At 64.0% G+C, this 16717-nt stretch carries 13 protein-coding genes; 12 read left to right on the forward strand and 1 reads right to left on the reverse strand.

Annotated features, from left to right (window positions below):
* The first annotated feature begins 40 nt into the window (after nt 1–40).
* From murD to lpxC, 10 genes are all read left to right on the forward strand, one after another.
* The gene (gene murD, locus P9239_RS06510; RefSeq protein ID WP_309749712.1) at nt 41–1552 is read left to right on the forward strand and encodes a UDP-N-acetylmuramoyl-L-alanine--D-glutamate ligase; all 1512 of its coding nucleotides are present in this window, start codon (nt 41–43) and stop codon (nt 1550–1552) included.
* Nucleotides 1549–2811, forward strand: coding sequence for a putative lipid II flippase FtsW (gene ftsW, locus P9239_RS06515; protein WP_309749713.1), 1263 nt, complete (start codon nt 1549–1551; stop codon nt 2809–2811). The genes murD and ftsW overlap by 4 nt, the downstream gene beginning before the upstream one ends.
* A complete protein-coding gene (gene murG / locus P9239_RS06520; protein ID WP_309749714.1) occupies nt 2808–3923 on the forward strand; it encodes an undecaprenyldiphospho-muramoylpentapeptide beta-N-acetylglucosaminyltransferase in 1116 nt (371 codons plus the stop codon). The genes ftsW and murG overlap by 4 nt, the downstream gene beginning before the upstream one ends.
* Nucleotides 3924–3926: 3 nt before the next feature.
* Nucleotides 3927–5321 (forward strand): UDP-N-acetylmuramate--L-alanine ligase, encoded by a 1395-nt coding sequence (gene murC, locus P9239_RS06525; protein WP_309749715.1) that lies wholly within the window; start codon nt 3927–3929, stop codon nt 5319–5321.
* A 32-nt stretch (nt 5322–5353) separates the two neighbouring features.
* Nucleotides 5354–6295, forward strand: a complete 942-nt coding sequence (locus tag P9239_RS06530) for a D-alanine--D-alanine ligase (protein ID WP_309753917.1) — start codon at nt 5354–5356, stop codon at nt 6293–6295.
* Between the two features lie 12 nt (nt 6296–6307).
* Nucleotides 6308–7060: a cell division protein FtsQ/DivIB gene (locus tag P9239_RS06535; protein WP_309749716.1), complete on the forward strand. Its 753-nt coding sequence runs from the start codon at nt 6308–6310 to the stop codon at nt 7058–7060.
* 26 nt (nt 7061–7086) lie between these two features.
* Complete coding sequence (gene ftsA / locus P9239_RS06540) at nt 7087–8319, forward strand: cell division protein FtsA (protein ID WP_159837031.1); 1233 nt, start codon at nt 7087–7089, stop codon at nt 8317–8319.
* Between the two features lie 143 nt (nt 8320–8462).
* Nucleotides 8463–9659 carry a cell division protein FtsZ gene (ftsZ, locus tag P9239_RS06545; protein WP_309749717.1) on the forward strand — a complete coding sequence of 399 codons (1197 nt, stop codon included), beginning with the start codon at nt 8463–8465 and terminating at the stop codon, nt 9657–9659.
* Nucleotides 9660–9923: 264 nt separating this feature from the next.
* Complete coding sequence (locus tag P9239_RS06550; protein WP_309749718.1) at nt 9924–10427, forward strand: peroxiredoxin; 504 nt, start codon at nt 9924–9926, stop codon at nt 10425–10427.
* Nucleotides 10428–10693: 266 nt separating this feature from the next.
* Nucleotides 10694–11611 carry a UDP-3-O-acyl-N-acetylglucosamine deacetylase gene (lpxC, locus tag P9239_RS06555; RefSeq protein ID WP_175945173.1) on the forward strand — a complete coding sequence of 306 codons (918 nt, stop codon included), beginning with the start codon at nt 10694–10696 and terminating at the stop codon, nt 11609–11611.
* A gap of 49 nt (nt 11612–11660) precedes the next feature.
* On the opposite strand, the gene P9239_RS06560 is transcribed toward lpxC, so the two are convergent.
* Nucleotides 11661–12155, reverse strand: a complete 495-nt coding sequence (locus tag P9239_RS06560) for a DUF721 domain-containing protein (RefSeq protein ID WP_309749719.1) — start codon at nt 12153–12155, stop codon at nt 11661–11663.
* 295 nt (nt 12156–12450) lie between these two features.
* On the opposite strand from P9239_RS06560, the gene secA reads away from it, so the two are divergent.
* Both secA and argJ read left to right on the forward strand, forming a co-directional pair.
* A complete protein-coding gene (gene secA, locus P9239_RS06565; RefSeq protein ID WP_309749720.1) occupies nt 12451–15264 on the forward strand; it encodes a preprotein translocase subunit SecA in 2814 nt (937 codons plus the stop codon).
* A gap of 186 nt (nt 15265–15450) precedes the next feature.
* Nucleotides 15451–16692, forward strand: a complete 1242-nt coding sequence (argJ, locus tag P9239_RS06570; RefSeq protein WP_309749721.1) for a bifunctional glutamate N-acetyltransferase/amino-acid acetyltransferase ArgJ — start codon at nt 15451–15453, stop codon at nt 16690–16692.
* The last annotated feature ends 25 nt before the right edge of the window (nt 16693–16717 follow it).

A 16717-nucleotide genomic window follows, 5' to 3' on the forward strand; every position in this document is an offset into this window, starting at 1 on the left:
CACGTCCGCGGTTTCTAAGGTTTCAGGAAAGGGTAAAGCGATGTTTGGCGAGAAGTTTTCCGGTCGGCAAAGTCCGATGGTGCTCGTGCTGGGGCTCGGTGAATCCGGCCTCGCTATGGCGCGCTGGTGCGCCAGGCACGGGTGCCGGCTGCGGATCGCCGATACGCGCGAGAACCCGCCGAATCTCTCCGAGCTCGTGATTCACAACATCGACGCCGAGTTCGTCGGCGGCGCGTTCACGACCGACCTGCTGGACGGCGGCATCGAACTGCTGGCTATCAGCCCCGGACTTTCGCCGCTCGCGCCGGACCTCGCGCCGCTGATCGCGGCGGCGAAGGAGCGCGGCATTCCGGTGTGGGGCGAACTCGAACTGTTCGCGCAGGCGCTCGCCGGGCTCGCCGTCAACGGTTATGAGCCGAAGGTGCTCGCGATCACCGGCACCAACGGCAAGACGACGACCACCGCGCTCACCGGTCTTTTGTGCGAACGCGCGGGCAAGCGCGTGGCGGTCGCGGGCAACATTAGCCCCGCGATGCTCGACAAGCTGGCTGAAGCCATCGATCAAACCGCGCTGCCGGACGTCTGGGTGCTCGAGCTCTCCAGCTTCCAACTGGAGACTTCGCACAGCTTCACGCCCGATGCTGCCGCCGTGCTCAACATCACGCAGGATCATCTCGACTGGCACGGCGGCCTGGACGCCTACGCCGCCGCGAAGGGCCGCATCTTCGGTCCGCGCACGGTGCGCGTGTTGAATCGCGACGACGCCCGCACGATGGCGCTCGCCGCGAATATCGCGCAGGACCGCGTGGTGACGTTCGGGCTGGATGAGCCGTCGAAGGTCGGCGACTACGGCCTGTTGCGCGACAACGGCATCGCGTGGCTCGCGCAAGGCATCGACCGCGACGCCGCCGACGAACCCGCGCCGTCGCGCCGCCGCAAGCAGGACGTCGCCGCGCCGAACGTCGTTGCAAAGCGGCTGATGCCCGCCGACGCACTGCGCATTCGCGGCCTGCACAACGCGGCCAATGCGCTCGCCGCGCTCGCGCTCGCCCGCGCGATCGACTTGCCGCTCGCCGCGCTGTTGCACGGCTTGCGCGAGTATCGAGGCGAACCGCATCGCGTGGAAGTGATCGCGCAGATCGACGGCGTCGATTATGTGGACGACAGCAAGGGCACGAACGTCGGCGCGACGGTCGCCGCGCTCGATGGCCTCGCGCAACGCGTCGTGCTGATTGCAGGCGGCGACGGCAAAGGTCAGGACTTCTCGCCGCTTGAAGCGCCGGTCGCGCGCTGGGCGCGTGCCGTGATGCTGATCGGCCGCGACGCGCCGCGCATTCGCGAGACGCTCGCATCCACCGGCGTCGCGCTCGAAGATCACGCCACGCTCGAAGCCGCGACCGACGCTGCATCGCGCATCGCCGAACCGGGCGACGCCGTGTTGCTTTCGCCCGCGTGCGCGAGCCTCGACATGTTCAAGAACTACGCACACCGCGCTGACGTGTTTCGCAGCGCGGTCGAAGATATCGCCGCCGCGCGGGGAGTGATGCTATGAGCTGGTCGGACCGCTTTGGATCAAAAATCACCGGACAGCGCAACGCGGTTCCGAACGATTCGCTCGCCGGGCGTTCGGGCGGCATTTCGAGCGCCGTCAACGGCGTGCGTCCCGCGCGCTCGCGCATGCTCGACTACGATCATTCGCTCTTGTGGGTGACGATCGCGCTGCTCGGTCTCGGCATCGTGATGGTGTATTCGGCGTCCATCGCCATGCCGGATTCGCCGAAGTACGCGCAGTACCGCGACTATCACTTCCTCGTGCGGCACCTCGTTTCCGTCGCGACGGCGCTGGTCGGCGCGGTAATAGCGTTCAAGATTCCGGTGAAGGCCTGGGACAAGCTCGCGCCGAAGCTCTTTCTCGTCGCGCTCGTGATGCTCGTCATCGTGCTGATTCCGCATATCGGCAAGGGCGTGAACGGCGCGCGCCGCTGGATTCCGCTCGGCATCACGAACATGCAGCCGTCCGAAATCATGAAGCTCGCGGTCACGATCTACGCCGCGAACTACACGGTGCGCAAGCAAGAGTTCATGCACAGTTTCGGCAAGGGCTTCTTGCCGATGGCCGTGGCGGTCGGCGCGGTCGGCGCGCTCTTGCTGCTCGAACCGGACATGGGCGCGTTCATGGTGATCGCCGCCATTGCAATGGGCGTGCTGTTCCTCGGCGGCGTGAACGGCAAGCTCTTCGGCGGTCTGGTGCTCACGGCGGTCGGCACGTTCACGATGCTCGTGTGGCTCTCGCCGTGGCGTCGGGAGCGGATCTTCGCTTATCTCGATCCGTGGGACGACCGCTACGCGCAGGGCAAGGCGTATCAGCTGACGCACTCGCTGATCGCGTTCGGGCGCGGCGAGTGGTTCGGCGTCGGTCTCGGGGGCAGCGTCGAAAAGCTCAACTATCTGCCGGAAGCGCACACCGACTTCATTCTCGCGGTGATCGGCGAGGAACTGGGTTTCGTCGGCGTGATCTGCGTGATTCTGCTGTTCTACTGGATCGTGCGCCGCGCGTTCGAAATCGGCCGTCAGGCACTAGCGCTGGATCGCACGTTCGCAGGTCTGATGGCCAAGGGCGTCGGCATCTGGTTCGGCGCGCAGACGTTCATCAACATGGGCGTGAATCTCGGCCTTTTGCCGACCAAGGGCTTGACGCTGCCGCTCGTCAGTTACGGCGGCTCGGGCATTTTGCTGAACTGCGTCGCGCTCGCGGTGCTGCTGCGCGTCGATTACGAAAATCGCGTGCTCATGCGCGGAGGCAAGGTATGACCGCGCAACAGCCCACGCTGATGGTCATGGCGGGCGGCACCGGCGGCCACGTGTTTCCGGGGCTCGCGGTCGCGCACTGGATGCAGGCGCGCGGCTGGCGCGTCGTCTGGCTCGGCAATGCGAGCGGCATGGAAGCGACGCTCGTCCCCAAGCACGGCATCCCGATGGAATGCGTGCGCTTCGGCGGCGTGCGCGGCAAGGGCATCAAGACGAAGCTGATGCTGCCGGTGAACCTCATGCGCGCGTGCTCGCAAAGCCTGCGCGTGCTGCGTCAGGTAAAGCCTGACGTGGTGCTCGGCATGGGCGGCTACATCACGTTTCCGGCGGGCATCATGACGAAGCTAGCGGGCTGCCCGCTCGTGCTGCACGAACAGAACTCCATCGCGGGTCTCGCGAACAAGGTGCTCGCGCATGTCGCGAAGCGCGTGCTCGTCGCGTTTCCCAATGCTCTGCCGAATGCGGAATGGACCGGCAATCCGATTCGCGCGGAACTTACGTCGACATTGCCGCCCAAAGAACGCTACGCATCGCGCACAGGCAAGCTGAACGTGCTCGTCGTCGGCGGAAGTCTGGGCGCGGCTGCGCTCAACGAAACGGTGCCGAAAGCGCTTGCGCTGCTGTCGCCGGAAGAGCGCCCGCGCATCGTGCATCAGGCGGGCGCGAAGCATATCGAAGCATTGCAGGCGAATTACGCGGCGGCCGGTCTCTCGCGCGGCGAAGACTTGCAACTCGTGCCGTTCATCGAGGACATGGCGAGCGCTTACGCATCCGCCGATCTCGTGATTTGCCGCTCGGGCGCGATGACGGTTTCCGAGATCGCAGCGGTCGGCGTGGCCGCGCTCTTCGTGCCGTTCCCGTTCGCCGTCGACGATCACCAGACGACCAACGGCGCGTTCCTCGCGAAGAACGGCGCAGCGGAATTGATACAACAACGCGATTTGTCGGCGGAAAAGCTCGCCGGCTGGTTGCGTGCGCAGACGCGCGACACGCTGGCGGAGATGGCCGCGCGCTCACGCGCTCTGGCGAAACCGGACGCGACCGAACGGGTCGCGGCCGTGTGCGCCGACGTCGCCGGCGCGCGTCTTACCCGCCAAGCTCGGGAGGCACATTAAGTCATGAAACACATCGTCAAGCACATTCACTTCGTCGGCATCGGCGGAGCAGGGATGAGCGGCATCGCGGAAGTGCTGCTGAACCTCGGCTATCAGGTCAGCGGCTCGGACCTCTCGAAGAACGCCGTCACCGAGCGGCTGAAGGCGCTGGGCGCGCGCGTCGAGATCGGCCATCACGAGCAGAACATCGAAGGCGCGAATGCGGTCGTCGTGTCGACGGCCGTGCGTCCCGACAATCCCGAAGTGCTGGCGGCGCGTCATCGGCGCGTGCCGATCGTGCCGCGCGCCGTCATGCTCGCGGAACTCATGCGGCTGAAGCAGGGCATCGCCATTGCCGGCACGCACGGCAAGACCACGACAACGTCGCTCGTCGCGAGCGTGCTGGCCGCGGGCGGGCTCGATCCAACGTTCGTGATCGGCGGGCGTCTTATCAGCGCGGGCGCGAACGCGCGGCTCGGCACGGGCGATTTCATCGTCGCCGAAGCCGATGAATCGGATGCGTCGTTCCTCAATCTGTTCCCGGTGATCGAAGTCATCACGAACATCGACGCCGATCACATGGACACCTACGGCCACGACTTCGCGCGGCTCAAGCAGGCGTTCATCGAATTCACGCATCGGCTGCCGTTCTACGGCATCGCGGTGCTGTGCGTCGACGATCCGAACGTGCGCGAGATCCTGCCGTTCGTGTCGAAGCCGATCATCCGTTATGGCATCGGCGCCGAAGCGCAGGTGCGCGCGGTCAACGTAGAGGCGCGCGACGGCCGCATGCACTTCACGACGCTGCGCGAAGATGCGCCGCCGCTCGACATCGTGCTGAACCTGCCGGGCCTGCATAACGTGCAGAACGCGCTCGCGGCCATCGCGATTGCGACTGAACTCGAAGTGGCCGATGCCGATATCCAGAGGGCGCTCGCCGAATTCAACGGTGTCGGCCGGCGCTTCCAACGTTACGGCGACGTGAAGACGAACGACAACGAAGGCGCGTACACGCTGATCGACGACTACGGGCATCACCCGGTGGAAATGGCCGCGACCATCGCGGCGGCGCGCGGCGCGTTTCCGGACCGGCGTCTCGTGCTCGCGTTCCAACCGCATCGCTACACGCGCACGCGCGACTGTTTCGAAGATTTCGTGAAGGTGCTCTCCACCGTGGACGCACTTGTTCTGACCGATGTGTATGCCGCAGGCGAAGCGCCGATCGTCGCCGCCGACGGCCGCGCGCTCGCACGCGCGATCCGCGTGGCGGGCAAGGTGGAACCGGTATTCGTCGAAACGGTGGATGAAGTGCCGGACGCCGTGACGACGCTCGCGCGCAACGGCGACGTGGTGATCACGATGGGCGCGGGCTCTATCGGCGGTGTATGCGGGCGGCTCGCGCAGTGCCAGCCGCAGTGAAGACAGCAACAAACGACGTCATGAGCAACACAGTGAACAACATCGATCCGAAGGTCTTCGGCAAAGTGGCGGTGCTTCTCGGCGGGAATTCCGCCGAGCGCGAAGTCTCGCTCAATTCGGGCCGCCTCGTGCTGGAAGGGCTGCGCGACGCGGGCGTCGACGCGCATCCGTTCGATCCCGCCGAGCGCCCGCTGTCGGATCTGAAGGCGGAAGGCTTCGAGCGCGCGTTCATCGCGCTGCACGGCGGCTATGGCGAGAACGGCCAGTTGCAAGGCGCGCTGGACTTCTACGGCATTCGCTATACGGGCAGCGGCGTGCTCGGCTCGGCGCTCGGCATGGACAAGCTGCGCACCAAGCTCGTGTGGCAGCAGACCGGCATTCCGACGCCGCCGTTCGAAACCGTCTATCGCGGCGACGACTATGCCGAGCGCGCGCAGGAGATCATCGCGAAGCTGGGGCTGCCGCTTTTCGTTAAGCCGGCGAGCGAAGGGTCGAGCGTCGCGGTCATCAAAGTGAAGAGCGCAGAACGGCTTGCGCCGGCGCTGGAAGAAGCCGCCAAGTTCGACAAGATCGTAATCGTGGAGAAGAGCATCGAGGGCGGCGGTGAGTACACGTGCTGCATCGCGGGCGATCTCGATCTGCCGGTCATCAAGATCATTCCGGCGGGCGAGTTCTACGACTATCACGCGAAGTACGTCGCCGACGACACGAAGTATCTGATTCCGTGCGGCCTGACGGACGCTGAAGAAGCGCGCATGAAGCAACTGACGCAGCGCGCGTTCGACATGCTCGGCTGCACGGACTGGGGCCGCGCCGATTTCATGCTGGACGCCGACGGCAACCCGTACTTCCTCGAAGTGAACACGGCGCCGGGCATGACGGATCACTCGCTGCCGCCCAAAGCGGCGCGTGCGGTCGGCATCAGCTACAAGGACCTCGTTGTGAAGGTGCTGTCCCTCACCCTCAAGAACTGACGAAGCGCAAACATGTGGAACAACGTTCGCCAGATGAATCTTGCCGCCAGCGCGCTGCACGCCATGCTCGTGCTGATGCTGCTGTGCGCGGCGGGCGTCTATGCGATCCAGCGTCCCGAGTTCCGGCTGCGCGAGATTCAGATCGACGGCGACACCTCGCACATCAATTCGCCGACGGTGCGGGCGAGCGTCGTAGGACACCTGAAGGGCAACTTCTTCACCGTCGATCTCGACACCGCGCGGACCGCGTTCGAACAAATGCCGTGGGTGCGCCGAGCGAGCGTGCGCCGCGTGTGGCCGAACGCGATCGCGGTGACGCTGGAAGAGTACAAGCCGCTCGGCACGTGGGGCAGCGACCAGCTGGTGAGCGTGGACGGCGAGCTATTCACCGCGAATCAGGGTGAGCTCGACGACGATCTGCCCGCGTTCGACGGTCCCGACGGCACGGCGAAGGAAGTGGTCGCGCGGTATCGCGACTTCCAGAAATGGTTTGCGCCGCTCGACGCGCAGCCGGAGGAAGTCACGCTCTCGCCGCGTTTCGCGTGGACCGTGAAGCTCTCGAACGGCACGCAGATCGAACTGGGCCGCGAGCGCAATCAGGACACGCTGTATGACCGCTGCAAGCGTTTCGTCGCGTCGTGGGCATCGGTGACGGGGCGGTGGGGCAAGGAGATCGAATATGCGGATTTGAGGTACCCCAACGGCTTCGCGATACGCGCCGCCGGCATGCGCTTCATCAACGACACCGACAAGGCCAAGAAGTAAGCAGACATCACAGGCATGAGCACGCTATGAGCAAAGACTACAAAGACCTGCTGGTTTCCCTCGACATCGGAACGTCGAAGGTGGTCGCGATCGTCGCCGAACTGAAGGGCGAAGGCCACTACGAGGTGATCGGACTCGGTCAGAGCGACTCGAAGGGGTTGAAGAAAGGCGTCGTGGTCAACATCGAGGCAACGGTGCAATCCATTCAGCGCGCGCTTGAAGAAGCCGAGCTGATGGCGGACTGCAAGATCACGAACGTCTTCACCGGCATCGCGGGCAGCCACATTCGCAGCTTCAATTCGAGCGGCATGGTCGCGATCAAGGACAAGGAAGTCACGCAGACGGACGTCGCTCGCGTGATCGAAACGGCCAAGGCGATCAACATTCCGACCGATCAGCAGGTGCTGCACATCCTGACGCAGGAATTCATCATCGACGGTCAGGAAGACGTGCGCGAGCCGATCGGCATGAGCGGCATTCGCCTCGAAGTGAAGGTGCATATCGTCACGGGCGCGGTGAGCGCGGCGCAAAACATCGTGAAGTGCGTGCGCCGCTGCGGGCTCGAAGTGAATGACCTCATCCTGCAGCCGCTTGCGTCGTCGCTCGCGGTGCTGACCGAGGACGAAAAGGAACTGGGCGTCGTGCTCGTCGATATCGGCGGCGGCACCACCGACATCGCCATTTTCAGCGAAGGCGCGATTCGTCATACGGCGGTGATTCCGATCGCGGGCGATCAGATCACGAGCGACGTCGCGATGGCGCTGCGCACGCCGACGCCCGACGCGGAAGACATCAAGGTGACGTACGGCATCGCCAAGCAGGCGCTCGCGGACCCCGACGAGATGATCGAAGTGCCGGGTCTCGGCGAACGCGGTCCGCGCACGCTGTCGCGTCAGGCGCTGGCCGCGGTGGTCGAGCCGCGCGTCGAAGAGCTGTTCTCGCTCGTGCAGCAGGTCGTGCGCGAATCCGGCTACGAAGAGCTGCTGTCGAGCGGCGTGGTGCTGACCGGCGGCGCGGCGATGATGCCCGGCATGGTCGAACTCGGCGAAGACATCTTTCTGAAACCGGTGCGCATCGGCGTGCCGGAGTACGCAGGCGGTCTCGCGGACGTCGTGCGCAACCCGCGCTATTCGACCGCCATGGGCCTGCTCGCCGAAGGACGCTCGCAGCGTATGCGCGGACGCAAGGTCGCAGTGCAGAACGGATCGATGGGGCAAGTGCTCACACGAATGAAAGACTGGTTCCTCGGAAACTTCTGAAGCTTGCGCGGAACAGAGCAGTACGAAACAAACGTATTTAAGTAATGAATATAATTCGCGCCGGTACCGGCGGCTAGCGCGCGGCGAGAGGTTGCCCGATCTCTCTCCGGATAACGCCGATCTTCATTCTTGACGGAGGCAACATGGATTTCGAAATGCTGGAAACGGAAACCAACGGAACGATCATCAAGGTGGTCGGAGTTGGTGGTGCGGGCGGCAATGCCGTTCAGCACATGATCAACCGGGGTGTGCAGGGCGTCGATTTCATCGTGATGAACACCGACGCACAGGCGCTCGCACGTTCGCGCGCGCCGCACGTGTTGCAGCTGGGCATGACCGGCCTGGGCGCAGGCGCCAAGCCGGAGAAGGGCAAGGAAGCGGCTGAAGATGCGCGCGAGCGTATCGCCGATGCACTGCGCGGCGCGCACATGGTGTTCATCACCGCGGGCATGGGCGGCGGCACGGGCACGGGCGCTGCGCCCGTGGTCGCGCAGATCGCGAAGGAAATGGGCATTCTGACGGTCGGCGTCGTGAGCAAGCCGTTCGAATTCGAAGGCGGCCGCCGTATGCGCGTGGCGGAAGCCGGCTCGCAGCAACTGGAGGATCACGTCGATTCGCTGATCGTCGTGTTGAACGACAAGCTCTTCGAGGTGATGGGCGACGACGCCGAGATGGACAAGTGCTTCCAGTGCGCAGATGACGTGCTGAACAACGCTGTCGCGGGCATTGCGGAAATCATCAACGTCGATGGTCTCGTGAACGTCGACTTCGAAGACGTGAAGACCGTGATGGGCGAGCAGGGCAAGGCGATGATGGGCACGGCGACCGTCGCCGGCGTCGATCGCGCGCGTCTCGCGGCTGAACAGGCGGTGGCGAGCCCGCTGCTCGAAGGCGTCGATCTGTCGGGTGCGCGTGGCGTGCTGGTCAACATCACGTCGAGCCGTTCGCTGCGTCTCTCCGAAACGCGCGAAGTGATGAACACCATCAAGAGCTACGCCGCTGACGACGCAACCGTGATCTTTGGCGCGGTGTACGACGACGCAATGGGCGACGCCCTGCGCGTGACGGTGGTCGCAACGGGCCTCGGCCGCGCGGCGAAGAAGCAGCAGCAAGCGCCGATGACGCTCCTGCGCACGGGCACAGACAATCAGCCGGTCGCGCACGCGTCGCACAACACGTATGCGCCGCAGCACGGTCAGGCAACGGATTACGGTTCGCTGGACACGCCGGCTGTGTGGCGTTCGTCGCGCGAAACGGCGGCATCGCACGTGCAGGCATTGCAGGAAAAGGGCGTCGATACGTACGACATCCCGGCGTTCCTGCGCAAGCAAGCGGACTGAAGTCGCGCTGTGCTCGTTGCTCGCTAGTTAGCAAGAGCAATGCAGCCACCGCAGGCACGCGCCCGGCGTGAGCCGGCGACGCAGGTTTCGCGTGGGGCGACTGTCCAAGGCCGCGTCAGCATCAGACGCCAGGCCGTGGCCAGCCGACCTCCACGAATTTGCCGACGAGCAAATGAAGCCTGAATCGTCGAGGAATGCGAGGCAAGAACTGCGGGACGATGTAATCGCAAGGATGTTCGAGCACTGACGAGGGAAGGATCGAGCATGATCGAAGTGGGTGAAACGTTGCCTGATGTGCGTCTCTTCGAGTTCATCGAAGTGGCGAGCGAGGGCTGTGCCGTGGGACCGAACGGGTTCGCGGTGCGCGAGCGGACGGCCGGCAAGCGCGTGGTGATCTTCGGATTGCCGGGCGCATTCACGCCGACGTGTTCCGCCAGACACGTGCCGGGTTATGTCGAGGCGGCGGATGAATTCCGGGCCGCCGGCATCGACGAAATCTGGTGCGTTTCCGTCAACGACGCGTTCGTCATGAACGCGTGGGGACGCGATCTCCAAGCCGCGGGCAAGGTGAGGATGATGGCGGACGGCAGTGCGCGTTTCACTCAGGCACTCGGACTGGATCAGGATTTATCCGAGCGTGGCATGGGAATCCGTTCTCAGCGTTACGCGATGGTGGTCGACAATGGCGTGGTCAAGACGCTCGCTGTCGAAGCGCCCGGAAAGTTCGAAGTCAGCGACGCTCGCAGCATCCTGGCGACGTTGAGCTGAGTGCACCGGCGTCGCGTTGTCTTTGCGCAACGCTTGAAGACGCCCTCGCATTCGGCGGCAACTTGGGGCCGATGACCGGAAATGCCTCCATTCCGGCCATCGGCCCGTTCTACTTGACTGTCCCTGCGTCGCGGCGTAACACGGGGAAACAGTTGATACCACTTCGTTTGGGACGGCTCACTCCGAATGGAGTATACTTCGATCTATTAGAATTCAATGAACGATTAATTCTCTTTATTGGGAATTGCTATCGGAAAAAAAAAATTATGTTGAAGCAGCGAACAATCAAGACCGTCGTCAAAACCGTGGGAATCGGGCTTCATTCCGGCCGCAAGGTCGATCTGACGCTGCGCCCGGCACCGGTTGGAACGGGCATCGTGTTTTCTCGTATCGACCTGCCGCAGCCGGTCGACATTCCCGCGTCCGCCATGGCAATCGGCGATACGCGGCTCGCGTCCGTGCTGCAGAAGGACGGCGCGCGCGTGTCGACTATCGAGCACCTTATGTCGGCGTGCGCGGGCCTGGGCATCGACAATCTGTACGTCGATGTGACCGCCGAGGAAATTCCGATCATGGACGGCAGCGCGTCTTCGTTCGTGTTTCTCATTCAGTCGGCGGGTATCGAAGAGCAGAACGCGCCGAAGAAATTCATCAAGGTGAAGAAGCCTGTCGAAGTGCGCGATGGCGATAAATTCGCGCGTCTCGAACCGTATTTCGGCTTCAAACTGAGCTTTACCATCGATTTCCGCCATCCCGCCGTCGATAAAACCGGGCAGGCGCTGGAAGTCGATTTCGCGACCACGTCGTATGTGCGCGAGATTGCGCGCGCTCGCACGTTCGGTTTCGCGCATGAAGTGGAAATGATGCGCGAGCTGGGTCTCGCGCGCGGTGGCAGCATGGACAACGCCATCGTGCTCGACGAGTACCGCATCCTGAACAACGACGGGCTGCGCTACGACGACGAGTTCGTGAAGCACAAGATGCTAGACGCGATCGGCGATCTGTACGTCGTGGGTCATCCGCTGCTCGCGTCGTACACCGCGTACAAGGGTGGTCACGCGATGAACAACATGCTGCTGCGCGAACTGCTCGCGAACGAAGAGGCGTTTGAAATCGTCACGTTCGAGGACACGCAGAAAGCGCCGCGCGGTTTCGCGTTCGATACGCAGACGGCGTTTGCCTGATCATCGGCAAACAGCAGGACGGAAAGGTGAGCGGCAGCGAAAGCGCCGCTCATTTTTTTTGCCCGCGCCCCTGGTGACGCGCCGCCATGCGCGCGAGCGCTTCCCGTAGCGGCGAAGGCGCGAGCGTCTCGGCGAGGTCGTGCAGCGCGGACGCGCCCGCCGCGGACATGCGCGCTTGCTTCGGCGGCGGCGCTTCCTTCATCGCTTGCGGACGCACGCGGATTTTCAGCGAATTCACCGCCCAGCCGCGCTGCTGGAGATCGGACAAGAGACGCGGCTCGATGTGCCGCAAGCGCGCGGCCAGCGCGTTGTGCGCGGCAAACAGCGCGAGCACGCCATCCTTGATGAAACCGGGCTCCACGTTCGCCGCCAGATAGTCGGGCAAGAGCGCGGTGAGATCGCGCTGCAACGCCGCGACTTGCTCGACGCCCCCGCGCAGCGCGCGAAACGCGTCCGTGCGATCGAGCACGTCGGCCAGCGCTTGCGGCCGGCGCGGATCGAACCGTCCCGGGCCGGACCTTGAATTTGTAGAAAAGCGGCTCATTTTTACTCAGCGGACGCCTGATGCGACCGCTCGATTGTACCGCGCGCCTGCCGTCCGCTTCTGTCTGACGCCCGCCGCGAAAGCCCGCGCGGCCAAGCTTTCAACGCGTTGACTGTCGCGTCTCGCCGACGCCCGCAGGCCCACGCCGACGCAAGATGTACTTGACTCGCGTGCTAAAATTCCCGATTCGAATCTCACCCAATGGACTTAAGTCGCCGAGGTTTTCCGAGCCCGGACGCAGTGGCTGCAGCTGGCACACGCGCCCGTCCGAAGCCGCGACGCAGACACTGATCCAATGACGACCGGTTTCCTTCAGAAGATTTTTGGCAGTCGCAATCAGCGGCTGGTCAAGCAGTACCAAAAGACCGTTGTGGCGATCAATGCCCTCGAGCCGACCGTCGAGAAATATACGGACGATCAGTTGCGCGCGAAGACGGACGAGTTCCGCAAGCGCGTCGCGGGCGGCGAGTCGCTGGACGTGATCCTTCCGGAGGCGTTCGCCGTCTGCCGCGAAGCGAGCCGGCGCGTGCTGAAAATGCGCCACTTCGACGTCCAGTTGATCGGCGGCATGGTTCTGCACTACGGCAAGATCGCGGAAATGCGCACGGGCGAGGGCAAGACGCTCGTCGCCACGCTCGCCGCATATCTGAACGCGCTGTCGGGCCGCGGCGTGCATGTGGTGACGGTGAACGACTACCTCGCGCAGCGTGACGCCGAGTGGATGGCGCGCCTGTACAACTTCCTCGGGCTGTCGTGCGGCGTGAATCTGTCGCAGATGGAACACGGGCAGAAGCAGCAGGCCTACGCGGCGGACATCACGTACGGCACGAACAACGAGTTCGGCTTCGACTATCTGCGCGACAACATGGTCTACGAGACCGACGCGCGCGTGCAGCGGCCGCTCAACTTCGCCATCGTCGACGAGGTGGACTCCATCCTGATCGACGAAGCGCGTACGCCGCTCATCATTTCCGGTCAGGCGGAAGACCACACCGATCTTTACGTGCGCATGAACGCCCTGCCGCCGCTGCTCGAACAGCAGATCGGCGAGGAAAAGGCGGACGGCACGGGCGTCGAAAAGCCGGGCGACTACACGCTCGACGAGAAAGCGCGTCAGGTGTTCCTCACGGAATCCGGCCACGAGAAGGCAGAGCGCCTGCTGGCCGAGTGGGGCTTGATCGGCGAGGGCGAGAGCCTCTACGCGCCGCAGAACATCACGCTGATGCACCATATCTATGCCGCCCTGCGCGCGCATACGCTTTTCCATCGCGATCAGCATTACGTGGTGCAGAACGGCGAAGTCGTGATCGTCGACGAATTCACCGGCCGCATGATGACGGGCCGCCGCTGGTCTGACGGTCTGCATCAGGCGGTCGAGGCGAAAGAGCACGTGCAGATTCAGGCCGAGAACCAGACGCTCGCCTCCATCACGCTGCAAAACTACTTCCGCATGTACGCCAAGCTGTCCGGCATGACCGGCACGGCGGACACGGAAGCGTACGAGTTCCAGGAAATCTACGGCCTGGAAACGGTCGTGATTCCGACGAACCGTCCGCCGAAGCGCGTCGACAAGCAGGACCAGATTTACAAGACATCGAAGGAACGGTACGACGCCGTCATCCGCGATATTCGCGATTGCGTCGAACGCGGACAGCCGACGCTCGTCGGCACGACGTCGATCGAAGCGTCCGAACTGCTGTCCGGCATGCTGATGCAAGCAGGCATCAAGCACGAAGTGCTCAACGCGAAGCAGCACGCACGCGAAGCGGCAATCGTCGCGGAAGCGGGCCGGCCGGGCGTCGTCACCATCGCGACGAACATGGCGGGTCGCGGCACGGACATCGTGCTCGGCGGCAACGTTGAAAAGCAGGCGTCGTTCATCGAAGCGGATCTCTCGATTCCCGAGAACGAGAAAGCCGCGCGCATCCAGAAGCTGCACGACGAATGGCAGGCGCTGCACGACCATGTGAAGGCGGCGGGCGGGCTGCATATCATCGGCACCGAGCGTCACGAGTCGCGCCGTATCGACAACCAGTTGCGCGGCCGCGCAGGCCGTCAGGGCGATCCGGGCTCGTCGCGCTTCTATCTGTCGCTGGATGATCCGCTGTTGCGCATCTTCGCGGGCGACCGCGTGCGCGCCATCATGGATCGCCTGAAGATGCCGGAAGGCGAGCCGATCGAAGCGGGCATGGTCACGCGTTCCATCGAAGGCGCGCAGCGCAAGGTGGAAGCGCGCAACTTTGACATTCGCAAGCAACTGCTCGAATACGACGACGTCGCGAACGATCAGCGCAAGGTCATCTATCAGCAGCGCAACGAACTGCTGGAAGCGAACGACGTGCAGGAAACGATCGCGGCCATGCGTCATAGCGTGATCACCGACCTCGTGCGCACGTTCGTTCCGGCGGGCAGCATCGAAGAGCAGTGGGACGCGCCCGAGCTGGAAGAAGTGCTGCGCAACGAATGGTCGCTCGATCTCGCCATTCAGGAGATGATCAACGAGTCGAATTCCATCGACGCCGAGGAAATCTGCGAAGCCGTGCTCGCCGCCGCCGACGAAGCGTATGAGGCGAAGGTCGCGCTCGTGGGCCGCGAGTCGTTCAGCGCGTTCGAGCGTTCGATCATGCTGCAGACGCTCGACAGCCGCTGGCGCGAACATCTGGCGGCGCTCGATCATCTGCGTCAGGGTATTCATCTGCGCGGCTATGCGCAGAAAAACCCGAAGCAGGAATACAAGCGCGAGGCATTCGAACTGTTCGCCGCCATGCTGGACGCGGTGAAGCAGGAAGTCACGCGCGTCGTGATGAACGTGCAGATTCAGTCGCCTGAACAGCTCGAAGAAGCCGCGGAGCAGTACGAAGAGAAGGGCAGTCACGTCGAGAACGTGTCGTTCACGCACGCAGACTACAACGCTCCGGCCGCTCCGGCCGCGCCTGCGGCAGCAGCCGCCACGGCAGCCGCGCAGATGATCAGCCAGGCTATGGCCGGCGGTGACGACATCACCGTCGCCACGCGCCCCGCCGACGACGTGCCGAAGGTCGGCCGCAACGATCCGTGTCCGTGCGGCAGCGGCAAGAAGTACAAGAACTGTCACGGCAAGCTCGTATAACGAACTGTCCGTCCGACAAATGAGGCAAGCGACGCAGCAATGCGTCGTTTGTCTTTGCAAAGCCGAGTACGGGCTGCGCTGCCCGCCCGGCGTATCACGGCGTTCCCGGTCTCCCGGCTGCGTCAGTCTTTCACAGCGTGCCGGCGAATGCGAGCCGGCACTCGCCACCTTCAGCGAGTCGCGAACATGGCTGTCAACTTCCCCTCGATCGATCCCGCCGCGCTTCATCCGGTCTCAGGCGTCACGTTAGGCTGGGCCGAAGCGAATATCCGCAAGCCGGATCGCAAGGACGTGCTCGTGATTCGCGTCGATGAAGGCGCGACGGTCGCGGGCGTGTTCACGCAAAACCGCTTCTGCGCGGCGCCGGTGACGGTCTGCCGCGAGCATCTGGACGGGGTGCGCGCGGGCGGCAAGGGCATTCGCGCGCTGGTCGTGAACACGGGCAACGCGAACGCCGGCACGGGCGAGCCGGGTATGGCGCACGCGCGCGAGACCTGCGCGGAACTGGCGCGTCTCGCGGGCGTCGAGCCGCAGCAGATCCTGCCGTTCTCGACAGGCGTGATTCTGGAGCCGCTGCCCATCGACCGATTGAAAGCGGGGCTGCCCGCGGCGCTTGCCAATCAACAGGCCGCGCACTGGTTCGACGCCGCGCAAGCCATCATGACCACCGATACGCTGCCGAAAGCCGCGTCGCGTCAGGTGCAGATCGACGGCCACACGGTCACGCTGTCCGGCATCAGCAAGGGCGCGGGCATGATCAAGCCGAACATGGCGACGATGCTCGGCTTCCTCGCGTTCGACGCCGCCGTCGCGCAGCCGGTCCTCGACGAGCTGGTGAAGCACGTGGCGGATCGCTCGTTCAACTGCATCACCATCGATGGCGATACGTCCACCAATGATTCGTTCATCCTGATCGCGTCGGGCAAGTCGAGCCTGCCCGCCATCGCGTCGACGGATTCGCCCGCTTTCGCCGCGTTGCGCGACGCGGTCACATCCGTGGCGCAGGAACTCGCGCAGTTGATCGTGCGCGACGGCGAAGGCGCCACCAAGTTTATGACCATCACGGTCGAAGGCGGCAAGGACGTCGCGGAGTGCCGCCAGATTGCCTACGCCATCGGTCATTCGCCGCTCGTGAAGACGGCGTTCTACGCGTCGGACCCGAATCTCGGCCGCATTCTCGCCGCCATCGGCTATGCAGGCGTGACGGATCTGGACGTCGGCAACATCGACCTGTATCTCGACGACGTGCTCGTCGCGAAGGCGGGCGGACGCAATCCCGACTACCGCGAGGAAGACGGTCAGCGCGTGATGAAAAAGAGCGAGATCGCCATTCGCGTGTTGCTCGGCCGCGGCCAGCAGCAGGCGACCATCTGGACCTGCGACCTCTCGCACGACTACGTGAGCATCAACGCGGATTACCGCTCATAAAGCGCTTGATCGGCGCGTAAAGAAA

The organism is Caballeronia sp. LZ062 (assembly GCF_031450785.1).
Lineage (GTDB): Bacteria > Pseudomonadota > Gammaproteobacteria > Burkholderiales > Burkholderiaceae > Caballeronia.

Coding starts and splice junctions, on each gene's coding strand:
- ftsA (WP_159837031.1), top strand. CDS start 7,087: ATGAGCAAAGACTACAAAGACCTGCTGGTTTCCCTCGACATCGGAACG.
- ftsZ (WP_309749717.1), top strand. CDS start 8,463: ATGGATTTCGAAATGCTGGAAACGGAAACCAACGGAACGATCATCAAG.
- argJ (WP_309749721.1), top strand. CDS start 15,451: ATGGCTGTCAACTTCCCCTCGATCGATCCCGCCGCGCTTCATCCGGTC.
- P9239_RS06550 (WP_309749718.1), top strand. CDS start 9,924: ATGATCGAAGTGGGTGAAACGTTGCCTGATGTGCGTCTCTTCGAGTTC.
- P9239_RS06560 (WP_309749719.1), bottom strand. CDS start 12,155: ATGAGCCGCTTTTCTACAAATTCAAGGTCCGGCCCGGGACGGTTCGAT.
- murG (WP_309749714.1), top strand. CDS start 2,808: ATGACCGCGCAACAGCCCACGCTGATGGTCATGGCGGGCGGCACCGGC.
- lpxC (WP_175945173.1), top strand. CDS start 10,694: ATGTTGAAGCAGCGAACAATCAAGACCGTCGTCAAAACCGTGGGAATC.
- secA (WP_309749720.1), top strand. CDS start 12,451: ATGACGACCGGTTTCCTTCAGAAGATTTTTGGCAGTCGCAATCAGCGG.
- ftsW (WP_309749713.1), top strand. CDS start 1,549: ATGAGCTGGTCGGACCGCTTTGGATCAAAAATCACCGGACAGCGCAAC.
- P9239_RS06535 (WP_309749716.1), top strand. CDS start 6,308: ATGTGGAACAACGTTCGCCAGATGAATCTTGCCGCCAGCGCGCTGCAC.
- murC (WP_309749715.1), top strand. CDS start 3,927: ATGAAACACATCGTCAAGCACATTCACTTCGTCGGCATCGGCGGAGCA.
- murD (WP_309749712.1), top strand. CDS start 41: ATGTTTGGCGAGAAGTTTTCCGGTCGGCAAAGTCCGATGGTGCTCGTG.